Annotated in this window: 13 protein-coding genes; 5 read left to right on the top strand and 8 right to left on the bottom strand. The window is 45.0% G+C overall.

From position 1 onward, the window contains the following. The first annotated feature begins 25 nt into the window (after window positions 1-25). A complete protein-coding gene (locus G626_RS0113320; RefSeq protein WP_027727200.1) occupies window positions 26-514 on the top strand; it encodes a YkgJ family cysteine cluster protein in 489 nt (162 codons plus the stop codon). On the opposite strand, the gene G626_RS16760 is transcribed toward G626_RS0113320, so the two are convergent. The 3 genes from G626_RS16760 to G626_RS0113305 form a co-directional block, all read right to left on the bottom strand. Further along, on the bottom strand, window positions 485-3,088 hold the full coding sequence (locus G626_RS16760) for a glycoside hydrolase family 127 protein (protein WP_022933285.1): 2,604 nt from the start codon (window positions 3,086-3,088) through the stop codon (window positions 485-487). The two genes, G626_RS0113320 and G626_RS16760, sit on opposite strands and share 30 nt — an antisense overlap. 248 nt (window positions 3,089-3,336) lie before the next feature. Next, a complete protein-coding gene (locus G626_RS0113310; RefSeq protein ID WP_022933284.1) occupies window positions 3,337-4,668 on the bottom strand; it encodes an MATE family efflux transporter in 1,332 nt (443 codons plus the stop codon). Between the two features lie 203 nt (window positions 4,669-4,871). Next, window positions 4,872-5,798, bottom strand: a complete 927-nt coding sequence (locus tag G626_RS0113305) for an HD-GYP domain-containing protein (protein WP_022933283.1) — start codon at window positions 5,796-5,798, stop codon at window positions 4,872-4,874. An 85-nt stretch (window positions 5,799-5,883) separates the two neighbouring features. On the opposite strand from G626_RS0113305, the gene G626_RS0113300 reads away from it, so the two are divergent. Both G626_RS0113300 and G626_RS0113295 read left to right on the top strand, forming a co-directional pair. Then, window positions 5,884-6,786, top strand: a complete 903-nt coding sequence (locus tag G626_RS0113300) for a DMT family transporter (RefSeq protein ID WP_022933282.1) — start codon at window positions 5,884-5,886, stop codon at window positions 6,784-6,786. A gap of 162 nt (window positions 6,787-6,948) precedes the next feature. After that, the gene (locus tag G626_RS0113295) at window positions 6,949-7,647 is read left to right on the top strand and encodes a queuosine precursor transporter (protein WP_022933281.1); all 699 of its coding nucleotides are present in this window, start codon (window positions 6,949-6,951) and stop codon (window positions 7,645-7,647) included. Here the strand turns inward: G626_RS0113295 and G626_RS0113290 are convergent. Next, window positions 7,644-8,258, bottom strand: coding sequence for a flavodoxin family protein (locus tag G626_RS0113290; protein ID WP_022933280.1), 615 nt, complete (start codon window positions 8,256-8,258; stop codon window positions 7,644-7,646). The genes G626_RS0113295 and G626_RS0113290 overlap by 4 nt on opposite strands. A 157-nt stretch (window positions 8,259-8,415) precedes the next feature. Between G626_RS0113290 and G626_RS16755 the strand changes: the two genes are divergently transcribed. Together G626_RS16755 and G626_RS0113280 are read left to right on the top strand one after the other, a co-directional pair. Further along, on the top strand, window positions 8,416-9,393 hold the full coding sequence (locus tag G626_RS16755; RefSeq protein ID WP_081647555.1) for an SUMF1/EgtB/PvdO family nonheme iron enzyme: 978 nt from the start codon (window positions 8,416-8,418) through the stop codon (window positions 9,391-9,393). Between the two features lie 20 nt (window positions 9,394-9,413). Beyond that, complete coding sequence (locus G626_RS0113280) at window positions 9,414-9,713, top strand: STAS domain-containing protein (protein ID WP_022933278.1); 300 nt, start codon at window positions 9,414-9,416, stop codon at window positions 9,711-9,713. Here the strand turns inward: G626_RS0113280 and G626_RS0113275 are convergent. The 4 genes from G626_RS0113275 to G626_RS18365 form a co-directional block, all read right to left on the bottom strand. After that, a complete protein-coding gene (locus tag G626_RS0113275) occupies window positions 9,699-10,121 on the bottom strand; it encodes an ATP-binding protein (RefSeq protein ID WP_022933277.1) in 423 nt (140 codons plus the stop codon). The two genes, G626_RS0113280 and G626_RS0113275, sit on opposite strands and share 15 nt — an antisense overlap. 19 nt (window positions 10,122-10,140) lie before the next feature. Further along, window positions 10,141-11,748 (bottom strand): PP2C family protein-serine/threonine phosphatase, encoded by a 1,608-nt coding sequence (locus G626_RS0113270; protein WP_022933276.1) that lies wholly within the window; start codon window positions 11,746-11,748, stop codon window positions 10,141-10,143. 50 nt (window positions 11,749-11,798) lie between these two features. Further along, window positions 11,799-12,440, bottom strand: a complete 642-nt coding sequence (locus G626_RS0113265; RefSeq protein ID WP_196800497.1) for a lysophospholipid acyltransferase family protein — start codon at window positions 12,438-12,440, stop codon at window positions 11,799-11,801. A 254-nt stretch (window positions 12,441-12,694) separates the two neighbouring features. Beyond that, a partial coding sequence (locus G626_RS18365) for an IS66 family transposase (protein ID WP_022933274.1) occupies window positions 12,695-12,994 on the bottom strand: 300 nt, incomplete at its 5' end.

Here is a 12,994-nt window from a genome sequence, read left to right as displayed (position 1 = left end):
GAACTTGTTTCAGCATCTTTTACTTATGGAAAACACAAAAGATTGCTTCTACAAAAACGGACTCCATTTTGAATGCCAGCGCTGCTCTTACTGCTGCGGTCACTCACCTGGCTTTGTATATCTTTCTAAGCGCGACCTGATGACTCTTTGTTCGCACTTCAAAATGAGTGTGAGCGACTTTGTTGCAAAATACTGCCGCTGGGCAGACTACTATTACGGTACTCAGGTACTCTCTCTTCAGGAAAAAAAGAACTACGACTGCATACTCTGGGAAAACGGCTGCTCTGCTTATGAAGCACGCCCTATCCAGTGTTCAACCTACCCTTTCTGGTCCTGGATGATTGCTGACAAGGCAACCTGGGATGAATGCGCTGCTGAGTGCCCGGGCATGAACAAAGGCCGGGTCTGGCCTTATGAGGAAATTGAAAAAAACAAAAAAGCCTATGTCGAAAACGAACCTCTTCACAGAGAAGAGGTAGAAGCCTTAATTGCTGCCGAGAAAAAGAGTGTTTAACGGAGCTGCAAGGCGGGCTGAATCAGACCATCTTGCAGCAGAAAAATCTATTCTCAGGCCGTCTTTTCCCTTTGTGAGGGCTTCCGGTATTTCAAAAATCTTAAAGAACTTTTCTTCCGAACCGTCACAGGAAAGAATGTAATCTGCAATAAGAGTGTCTGTTTCAGCAGCCTTAATGATAATTCGCTTACCGTTGTCTTCGCGGAGGAAGTTACATTGCAGGAAGTTCTTTTTGTCAGGCATAACCTTGCAGACATAAGAGAAGCTGCCCTTATCCTTTGCATAGCGGGTAAGTTCGCCTGCGTTTCCAACTGAGCCGGAGCCTGTCTCCTGCATGTATGGGGCAGTAGTCTCGTTGCCTTCTGTCTGGGCGCCGTAGCCTACACCAATTCCTTCAATAAATGTATATTTTGCCAGTTCTTTTTCTGCGTCGTCGGCTTCTGTCTGCTTTGGCAGCTCTGTAACGTAAAGCCAGTAAATACCATAGCGCTGATTGTTGATGAGGTAGTATGGTGAGAACTTCAGTTCTCCACGGTGGTTGAGTAGTCCGGAGGACGTATCGAAACCACCATCATTCAACTCAATATCCCGCAAAATAAAATTCAAACTTCCCGGCTCCCGCTCAAAGTGCGAGTTGATATCCGCAAGGAAGGCCTCGGTGCTGTCCGCATTTTTGATTTTGATGTATTCCGGGGCCAGGGGCTTAAGGTTATTTGTGCCGCCGTAGTTTCCGTTGAGAGGGATTTCGATTCCGCGGATAATCTTGTTTGCACATACATCGCACTGAACGCCGACCTGGCGCAGCTTCATTTTATCGTCGCGACCGAGTTCTGCAGCAAGAACTACAGGACCGTATTTAAAGGCGGCAGCATTCGGATTGTCCGGCAGAGTATAAGCCTTTATTTCCATTGGAAGGGTCAGCGTGATTGTGTCGCCGGCCTGCCACTTTCTGTTGACCAGGAGATAGCCGTCCTGCTCGGTGAAGTTTTTGACATCAGCGTCGGCATCGTTTATCAAAAGTGATGGAGTACCGCAGCACCAGTCCGGAATGCGAAGGGCCAGAGTGAAATCAGAAAGGGCCGCTGCAGACTCGCCCAGAGCCTCCACTGTAAAGGTCACAGCCTCTCCCATCGGGATGTCTGATTTCTGGAAAAGCTTTATGCCGCGAGCCTTCCAGTTTACAGTCGAGCTGAAATACTGGTTCACAATCAGAGCCGCATTTTCATCATCATAAAAATAAATACTGTCGCCCAGCTTGGTAAAGTTTTCGAGGCCGGTTCCAGTACAACACCAGAAAAAGTTTTTGTTTACATCAGGATTACAGTAGGTCTTAAAGCAGCCGGTAGCCATAGGCTGAAAATAAGTTGTCATTCCGGTCTCGCGGTTTACAGAAGCCAGAATTGAGTTGATAAAAGTGTTCTCGTAATAGTCTGCGTACTTGCGCTCGCCGGTCAGCATAAAAAGGGCACGGGTGAGCTTTAGCATATTGTGAACATTACAGGTCTCACAGTTTGTATTACTGCGCTCTGCATCAAGAATATCATCCTTACCAAAATGCTCGCACTCGCTGTTACCGCCGGTAATATAAGTATGATGCTGGGTAACCAGATTCCAGAAGGCCTTGCAGTATTCAAGATACTGCTTCTGTTCTGCTTCAGATGCAGGGTCGCCTTCTTCCTTCAAAGTAAGACAGCGATTCACTGCGCCAACAAACTTTGGAATAGTTGTATTTGCGTGGCGGTTATTCAAAATATTGGCATCTTTTCCTTTTACCGCCGGTGCCGTCAGAATCTCCTTAAAAAGATATTCTTCGTCAAAAGTATGGGCTACCTGCTTAAAATGATCTGCCTGTGCATAGCCGGCCGCCTTCGCAGTTTTATAAAGCTCATAAAGACAGTCGTTCATTCCGCCGTATTCAACAGAGAGTACGCGCTTTCTTGTTTCCTCGTCCCAGCGGGAGGTTCGATTGTACATCCATTCGCCAAGCTTTTCTGCAATGTCCAGGGCACACTCAGCCGTCTGGCCACCCGCAAGCTTAGCCGTTTCCACAAGGCCATTCATAATTTTATGCATCGTATACCAGGGCACCCAGGTGTCTGCCTGATTTCCAGCCTCCAGCTTATCAAACTGAAGCTCTGGCTTTGCCGGGTCTGCCATTGTGGCGCCAAAGATAAAGCCCGGCTTGCAGCGGTCGTCGCGGCCACTTGCTGCCTGACATTCTGCAAGGCCTTCAATCAGTAAAGCAAGACGCTCGCACAGGCTCACTCCGTCACTCCCCTTGCAGTCCCCATAACCGCCCGCGATTCCCTGTGCCGCAGCCGCAAGGTAATGCCCAAGAGTGTGTCCGCCGATTCGGGTGTTTTCCCAGCCGCTATACGGTGCTTTTGCCTTGTTCGGCAGCCCCGCTGTGAGCCGGAAATTATATAAAAGCCGGTCCACATCAAAGGTGTTCAAAAAATCAATATCCTTTTGAGTTACATCAAGAAAATATTCGTCTTCAAGCTTCACATCAGCCAGGCTGAAAGCCTTTATATTAGTTAAACGTTTAACTTCTGAATCAAAATTTTTACTCATTTTTATTTCTCCTTGGTCACCTTTTGCATTGCTGCAGGAAATAAGAAAAGCTGACGTTCCACACGCCAGCGCATATATACTTGCAGCAATAATTATACTATGCTTTTTATGGGATTTCATCATATTATATGGTCATATAATACAGTGCTTTCAATAGGCTCAACCATCAAGTTTTTTACTCATTAAAGAATTGTCATTATGGATTGCCACGTCGCCCTCCGGGCTCCTCGCAATGACGCGGCAATCCATTATATCTTTTTCTTCATATACAAATATCTCAACCAGGCTGTAAGTCCGCTTAAGAACCATACGATTCCGACCGACCACCAGATGCCCCAGACCCCAATCAGCGGAATTGCGACCAAAGCCACCGGCACAACAAAGCGGCCCACAACTTCGGTCACACCGTTAATCAGCGCAAAGGTGGCGTCGCCGATTCCGTTGAGAACTCCGCGCACAACATAAATCACGCCAAGGAAGATGTAGAACCAGCTGGTAATTCTCAAAGCCTTAGCTCCCATCTCAATAACTTCAGGCTCCTTTACAAAAAGCCTTGTAATCGGGCTGCCGAAAATCTGAATCAACGGAATCATTACAACCGTAAAAATCGCCATCATGATCATACTCTTGCGGTAGCCTTCTATAATGCGGTCATGTTTTTTTGCCCCGTAGTTCTGGCCGGTATAAGTTGAAAGAGCCGTTCCCAGAGTTCCATAAGGCTGGTGAATCAGCTGCTCAATGCGGCTTGTTGCTGTAAAGGCCGCAACTGCAACAGGCCCAAAGGAGTTTACAACACGCTGAAGCGCCATGCAGGAAATTGCAATCAGCGAAAACTGAAGGGAAAGTGGCACACCAAGCTTAATACAACGTCCAATAATTACAGGATTCACACGCCAGTCTGCCCTCGACAGCTTAAAATATGGATTTGTCTTAAAAGCAAAAACAAGGCAGAGAATACCGCAGACCATATTGGAAATCAGAGTAGCAATACCAGCACCCCAAACGCCAAGCTTGAGGTTGTAAACAAAAATCACATCCAGCACGCCGTTGAGAATGCAGGAGAAAATCAAAAAATAAAGCGGAGTTTTAGAATCACCCAGAGCCCGCAGCATGGAAGAAGCAAAATTGTAAACCGAAATCATCACCATGCAGACGCACATAATCTGCATATAGGCCTTTGAATCAGCCATGATAGAATCCGGCGTGTTGAGAAGGTGCAGAATCGGGCCGGCAGTAAAAAAGGCAATCGCACCAATCGTAGTCGGAATCACCAGCATGATGTAAGCAGTGTTGGCAATACAGTTTTTTACCTTGTCCGTGCTGCCCTCTCCAAAAAAGTGAGAAGTAACAATTCCGCCACCCGCACCAATTCCGTTACAAAGCGCAAAAAAGAAAAAGGTAATCGAACCGGTAGCACCAATAGCCGCCAGAGCCTGGGCCCCTACAAACTGACCGACGATCACCGAATCCACAAGATTATAAAGCTGCTGAAAAATATTCCCAATCAGCATCGGCACCGAAAAAGCCAGCAGCAGACGGACAGGACTGCCTTCCGTCATGTTAACAGTATTATCTCTCATACTAATGGTGATTATAGCGAGTCGCCGCGCCCTGAAATTGTATGATTATATGAAAAAATATGTAATAAACGCTCTTATTGGAAAGCCGTTAAAAAACGGGCTGCGTCAGCGGGCCGTTTTAGGCTTCTCCTCCAAAATGCGCACAGACAGGCTATGCCTGTCTGTCCCTCTCTACGGGGGCTCCGCCCCCGTAACGCCCCCACCTACACCTCCAGCATTTCAGAAACGGAAGACTGTTCACGAATCTTCTCTTTTACTCTTTCCATGCAGGCCACAACCTCTTCCTTTGGAATTGTACAGAAAAGAGAGACGATATAGGTATCCAGCTGCTTGCCTTCTACCCGCTGCAGGATTTCGACAGCCTCTTCGTGAGACTTACCGGGTTTGTAAGAACGGGCCATAGTTATTGCGGAGTAAGTGTCGGCTACGGAAATTATGCGGGCGGCAAAAGGAATCTTGTCGCCGGGAATGCCAAAATAACCCGAGCCGTCAATGCGCTCGTGGTGATACAAAATCCATTCTTTAATGAGCTCAAAGGATTTTAGCGGGCGTAGAATCTGCACGGAGATTTCCGGGTGGCGGCGCATGACATTCCATTCTTCTGGATTAAGGGCAGCGGGCTTATTCAGAATTGCTTCTGGAACTCCGAGTTTTCCGACATCATGAAAAAGTGCCGCATATTTCAGATTTTCTTCATTTATTCTACGTCTAAAACCGGCCGGCAGATTTTTATAAATCAAAAGCGAAAGCTCCTGAACATGAAGGCTGTGACCATTGAGGTTCGGGTCACGGGCCTCGACAATTCCAATCAGGGTTTCGGAAATAGCAAAGGCCGAAGTTCTGATTTCTTTTGTAAGCGTAAAAATCCAAAGCAGCACGGTAGTAACAAAAACCGCACCGGCAAACAAAAGAATTCCAACCCAGACAGTCTGAACTCTTACAAAAAAAATAATAAGATAGACAACACAAAAGAGCACAACCATACTTAAAATCAGAAAGTCAAGAAACTGGCTTCTCCTGTTTTCCGTAACATTATGCCTCTTGGAAAAAATAAAGCGGATATCTATTATCAAGTTAGCAATCTGCAGGACAAATCCCAGCAGAATCAGAGTCTGCCCTAAAATGAACATAAATCAAGTCTAATACCAAAGTGCTAAAAGTCAAGCGAAAGATTAGTCGTTGTCGGGCAGCGTAAATTGCAGTATAATTAAAGAAATGAAGTCCTTGTCAAACACTTCTAAGGGAATATTTTTCATAATCTGCTCGGCATTTTTCTTTGCACTCATGGCCGTTTTTGTAAGGCTGGCAGGCGACATTCACTTTGTGCAGAAGGCTTTTTTCAGAAACGCTGTGGCCTTTTTAATTGCCCTGGGCGGAACTTTGAGAGATGTCCGCCACCAGGGGCGCGAAGCAGTTCGCATTCCTAAGGGAGCTCCGCTTTATCTGTTCCTCCGCGCCTTTGCCGGCTCTGTAGGAGTGTTCGGGAACTTTTACGCAATAGACCACATTTTGCTTGCCGACGCCGCAATCCTCAATAAAATGGCGCCCTTCTTTACTATTATATTCTGCTACATAATTCTGCGTGAAAAGATCAAGCCTGTGCCTCTTGTTTGCATTATCATCGCCTTCAGCGGCTCTATTTTGATTGTAAAACCATCCTTTAATTTCACTCAGATGATTCCAACCCTGGCTGCTTTTATGGGCGGTGTTGGTGCGGGGCTCGCTTACGCCAGCATCCGTAAATTAAGTTACCTCAAATGCAACGGCAAAATCATCATTCTCTTCTTCTCTGCCTTTTCAATGATGCTTTCTGTGCCTTATATGATTACAAGCTTTAATCCTATGAGCCTGCAGCAGACTCTTATGCTTTTGTGTGCCGGCGGCTGTGCAGCAGGAGGTCAGTTCTCAATTACAGCAGCCTACTACCATGCGCCTGCAAGCAAAATATCTATTTATGATTATTCTCAGATTCTCTTTTCAACCCTTTTCGGTCTGGTCTTCTTTGGCCAGTTCCCGGATTGGATGAGCCTTGCCGGCTATATCATCATTATAAGCATGGCAGTTGTGAATTATATTTACACACATCGCCACGCGGAAGAATCACCAGTAGTTGAGTAGCCGCATAGCGGCGTATATTGCATAAATCATAAAAATTCTATATTTTATTCTGACACAAGAGGCAGTTCGAAGTCCTTCCTGCCGGCAGCTACACGGAGACGTCTCAATGACGCTAGCTGCGAATCAAAACCAGGTCAATTCTATTTTTTGAGGTCATTTCAAATGAATGAACTTTTTCTCGTTATCACACTTTTGGTGGCTTTCGGGGGCACTTTGCTCTTTTTGAAAGTTTTTGGTAAAGGCGGACTTTTCGCCTGGATTGGAATCTGTACAGTTCTTGCAAACATTGAAGTTACAATTCTTGTGCACGCTTTTGGTATGGATCAGACTTTGGGTAACACACTCTTTGCTGCAACCTTCCTCGCAACTGATATTCTCAGCGAGCTTTATGGAAAGAAGGAAGCCAACAAGGGGGTACTTGCCGGCGTTTTCACAAGCCTTTCTTTTATTCTTTTGAGCTTTATGTGGATTCACTACATTCCTGCCGAGGGCGACTGGGCAAGCGAATTTGTTCGCGGACTTTTCTCTAACACTCCACGCATGCTGCTTTCAAGTCTGATTGCTTACGTAATTTCTGAATTTGTTGATGTTTCTCTTTACCACGCCTGGTGGAATCTCACAGAAAAGAAAACCGGCAGCCACACAAAAATGCTCTGGTTCCGTAACAATTTTTCTACTTTGATTTCTCAGTTTGTAAACATCGTGCTCTTTAACTTTGGAGCTTTCCTTGGAATCTACACCTTCCGAGAGCTTCTCGCAATCACAGGAAGCTGCTATGTAATTTACATCGCGACTTCCCTGCTGGACACACCATTCGTTTACCTGGCACGAAAAATTGCCGGCGAAACCTCGGCAAATTAAATAAAATTCGTCCAGGCATGTTCTTCTTTTTCCGGAAGTCCATACTTCTCTTTTCCGAGAGCTATGGACTTTATAAGGAAGGACATGTTGCGGGCAAGAACTCTCAGAGTCTGCATTCCTTCTGCATCCTGGGCCGCTTCTCCACAGGCACCCCCGTGAATATTATTCCAGTACTGACTACTTGCAACCGGCATTCCGCTGATTGTATAAAACTTATTCAAAACATCAAAAGAAGCAGTTGTACCACCGCGGCGGGCACAAACAAAGCCGGCACCAACCTTCATAGTTTTATCAAAATGACTGCTGTAAAAAAGGCGCTGTAAGAAAGCCTGAACAGTTGCGTTTGGAGCTGAATAATAAACAGGCGACCCCACAACAATGCCATCTGCCCCCTCAAACTTTTTGGCAAACTCGTTCACTGCATCATCAAAAACACAATGGCCTAATTCTCCACAGCGGCCGCAGGCAATACAGCCCCGGATATCTTTATTTCCGATATTAAAAATCTCAGTCTCAATGCCCTGCTCTGCAAAAATCTTTTCCATCTCGTGCAGGCCAAGCAGTGTGTTGCTGTTAGCACGCGGACTTCCATTCACCAGTAAAACCTTCATAATAACCTCTTATAAAATAATCTGATTTAAAGATAAGGCAGAGAGGCCTATAAATCAATGAAAAAATCTCCATAAAAAATGAACAAATTTTTAACAGCCCCACGCCAGTAACGATTTCTGTTTTCTATTTTTCAATATATGGTTTATAATATACTATATGAAATGTATCAAATGTAGCACGATGCTTCCTGACCAAGCACACTTTTGTTTTAATTGCGGATACCCTACCAGCGATGTTAAGGTTTTACGTTCCTGCGAAGAATGCGGCAACACCCTCAGCACAATGGACAAATTCTGTTCCCGCTGCGGCGTTCCTGTTAAAGTTGTAAAAGAAGGTGCCGGTGTAGCACAGACCGAAGATAAATCGCGCGTTACAATCAATAAAAATCCAAAAATGATTTTGATTCCAGGCGGACAGTTCGTAATGGGCGGCGGCTCTACTAACAGCCTTGTTACACTGGTAAGCTTTTATATGAGCGAGGTTCCTGTAACTCAGATGCAGTACGCCCACGTAATGGGAAAAAATCCTTCCAAGCTGCAGGGCGAAAACCGTCCGGTTGAAAGTGTAAACTGGTGCGAAGCAATCATCTACTGCAATATGCTCAGCAAATTAAACGGCCTTATGCCATGCTACAGCATTGGTACGACAACTGATTTAAGCGCCTTTGAAGCCACCAGCCCGGTATGGAAGAGAATCAACTGCAACTTTACGGCAAACGGCTACCGCCTTCCTACCGAAGCAGAATGGGAATATGCAGCCCGTGACGGAAAAACTTCTACACCAAATCCTTATGCGGGAAGCGCAAATATTAATGCCGTTGCCTGGTATGGAGAAAACTCAGCAATTACAACACACGACGTTGCCTGCAAAGACCCTAACGGCCTTAAGCTTTATGATATGTGCGGAAACGTTGCCGAATGGTGCTGGGACTATTATCTTCCAAATCTGCCATCCGGCGCACAGACTAACCCACACGGCCCAAGTACAGGCGATATGCACGTAAAACGCGGCGGAAGCTGGCTTGATGACCCGCAGCAGTGTACGGTTTTCTACCGCAGCGGTAGTGCTCCAAACGGAAAGAGCAGCAGCCTTGGCTTTAGAGTTTGCTGCAGTGCTGTCGGCGACACGATGTAATAAATTAGAGAGGTAAAAATATGACTATAACAGAAAACAAATCTTCAAATGCTCTTGAACTCGTAATTGGTGGCCGCCTGGACACAGGAACCGCGCCAGAGCTCGAAGCAAAGCTTAAACAGATTCCAAAAGATATTCAGACACTTTATCTGAACCTTTCAAATATTCAGTATGTATCAAGTGCAGGACTGCGCGTAATTCTGCTGGCTCACAAGCTCATGCTGCCTACAGGTGGTAAGATGATTATCCGCCAGCCATCTGCCTTCTGCAAGCAGGTACTCGAAGCTACAGGTATGGATAGTATTCTATCCGTGGAGTAAGGTCTTTTTAATCGTCAGGCAATTCATCCCATCCACGTACTCATACTCCACAGAATCCATAAACTTTTTTGTCAGGAAAATTCCAAGGCCGCCGATTCTGCGTTCCTCGGCACTCAAGCTAAGGTCAGGATCGGCCTTGTCCAGCGGATTAAAAGGCTTACCACTATCCTTAAAAACAAGAGTCAAAGTTCCGCTGCCATCTCCGCTTATATGATAGTCGCAGCTAACAACCGCCTCTGCCGAGCCCGAATAATGCGCAATGTTTACAAAAATCTCTTCAACTGCTAAATCAATTTGATTTAAGAGCATTTCATCGCAGCCGGCCGGCAGCATGGAATGAACAAAATCATTAACCGCCTGCATGCATTTATCAGAAGCTTGTATTTTTAATGTTTTACTCTCGTTCATGTCCAAATCGCCCCTCTCCCTACTTTCCCAGATATGTCATCTCAAGCATTGTAATATCATCAAACTGAGGAGCATCTTCCACAAACTCATCAATGTCGGTGCGGACAATATCGAGCACCCCGCGCGAAGATTTATCGATGGCATATTTCATAACAGTAATCAGGCGGTTCTCGCCGTAAAGTTCGTTTGAAGAATTGGTTGCCTCAGTAACACCATCGGTATAAATAAAGAGACGGTCACCGGCTGCAAGCTGTGTAGTATGAGTTGTGTAAGGAATACCGTCCATGCCGGCAAGCATAAGGTTAGGCTTGGTAGTAAGATATTTGATTTCGCCATTCTGAGAAATAAGAGGCGCATTGTGGCCTGCATTTGCAAATTTGAGTTCGCCTGTAGAAAGAGCAAGAATACCCAGCCAGCAGGTAACAAAAAGTCCGCTCTCATTTCCTTCGCACAAAATCTGGTTTACATGCTCAAAGATTTTTGCCGGGTCCAGTTCGTGGGCAGCGGTATCCTTGAGAAGAGTTTTTGTAATGACCATAAAGAGGGCCGCAGGAACACCCTTGCCGCTAACATCGCCGACAACAACTGCAAAGTGGTCATCATCAATCATATAAAAATCATAAAAGTCTCCGCCAACTTCCTTGGCAGGTTCCATGGAAGCAAAAAGCTCAACTTCTTTATGATTATCATAAGGAGGAAAAACACGGGGCAGCATTTCTGCCTGTATTTTTTTAGCAACGTTGAGCTCTGCACCAAGCCGTTCCTTTTCGGCAGTGGCATTGGTAAGGTCTTTGATGTAACGGTTCATATCAAGACTCATCTTTTCTACAGACTTTGCCAGAGTAGCAATTTCGTTACGGCCGTGAACCTTTTTCAAAATTCCCGTAAGCTCTCCCTGGTGCTCTGCAAAGTGGCTGGTTTCTTCAGTTACGAAAAGAATAGGCCGGATAATTCCCATATACAAAAAGAGAGCGTAAAGAGCAACAAAGACAGCCGTAACCACAAGAGCCCAGATTATGATAGATTTAAGAAAGCGCTTTTTATAGGCCTTAATTTCATGCATTGGTTTGTAGACACTAACAATGGCACAAGGCTTTCCCTCAGAATTGTAAAGAGGAACGGAGCTGGTTACATGGCCGCCACCCTTTTTGTAAGAAAACATGCTGTTACTCTCGCCCCGCTCAAGAATGTCACGAAGCTTTTCGATATAATCAGCCGTTTTCTTTTCAAGAGACTGCCTGTAGCCAAGCTCATAAACCTTGCTTTTTACTTCCTTGCTGTTTACAGTGTCAAAAACATAAATACGTTGTGAATAATCTTCTGAAACCTTCATGACTGCAACATAAACAATTTCTGCAGCTTCAGTAATATCTACAAGACGCCTGGTTGTTTCTACCCACTCCTGGTCAGCGCCGTCGGTAAGCCAGTGGTCAATTTTGTCGCCGTCTACATAGGTAGCTGCCGTCTGGGCAAACTGCTCGGTTACAGTTCCGTAAATAACTTCCAGTTCGTTTTTAAATTCTCGGTAACCGTTATAAGAATTTACAAGACACATGACGGCACCAAAAACAAGTGCCCCAAAAATCAGCTCAAGCCCAAGAACAGAAATGCGCAGCTTCTTTTTCATAAGAAATACCTCGCATTAATTATACAACAGAATTGAAGAAAAGGAAAAAATTACTTCTGGTAGATGTCCAGATGAGCCTGAATACGGGCCTTTACCAGCTCAGCAATTTCTGTGGTAGACATGCCGTCGTACTCTTCCGGCGCAATAGGCTTGAGGTAGTGAATTTGAATAGGATTTGTTGTTTGAAAACCGCGGTCAAAGATTTTGTAGGAATCAACAATGGCTACCGGCAGAATTGTACAGTGAGCACGCTGTGGGCTCTTAAAACTTCCAGCGTGAAATTCTCCAAGCTTGCCCTGCTCTTCTTCATAGCCGCCTTCCGGAAAGACCATATAATTCTGGCCGGCTTTTAATTCTTTAGTAATTTCGGAATAAGCCTTAACTACAGAGTGAGTGCTGTGCTTAACAAGTTTTTTTGATTTGATGAGCCTGCAAACCTCGCGGATAAAAGGCCTGTGGGTAGCAACATCATCCAGAATTACCCCAAGCTGCCGCGGAAAACAATACCAGATTGCAAGCGGATCATATTTTTCCTGATGATTCGCACAAAGATAAAAACCGTCTTTTTCCGGAATATTTTCCAGCCCAAAAGCCTGTACCTTAAGCCCCGCCTCATCAACCGCAAACTTAATCATCTTAAGACAATAAGCATACATCTGGTCCACAGTATATTTATGCTGATGAAAAGCCATATACACCATTTTTGGATAGTAGACCAAAATTTTGAAAAAATTTCTTGATATTGCCTTAAAAAGAATCGAAGCGCTGCGTTTTTTATCCATTTTTTTCTAGTTAGGTAATAATAACACTTTTTGAGGGATTGTTCAAAGGGGGAAAAAGATTGGATTATTTGTGGTCAAAATTTTTGACCACAAATGCAATGAGTCAGTATGAATTTTTGGATCTGCTGTTTACAGCAATTCAAATGTATCCGTCAAATCTAACCTTATTTAGCTAGTTCCATCCATTCGCCGCGGAACTGGAAGGGTGTAATTTCGATGTTCCATGGCAGGAGTTTTTTCCAGTCTTCTTCGGTTTCAGCATATGGTGCTTTTTCAAACAGACAACGCAGATAATCTTCCGGAGCTTTGCCGTTGAACTTTGCAGTTTCAATCAGAGAGAAAAGGAAGCATGAACTTTCGGCTCCCTTGCCGCTGCCAGAAAACAAGAAATTCTTTCTTGCCATTACAAACGGTTTTATAGCACGCTCAGCGGCATTTGTATCAGGTGTAACAAAACTGTAGTT

The sequence above is a fragment of the Treponema bryantii NK4A124 genome, assembly GCF_000421345.1.
Classification (GTDB): Bacteria; Spirochaetota; Spirochaetia; order Treponematales; family Treponemataceae; genus Treponema_D; species Treponema_D bryantii_B.
This window is presented reverse-complemented; position numbering and strand designations above follow the sequence as displayed.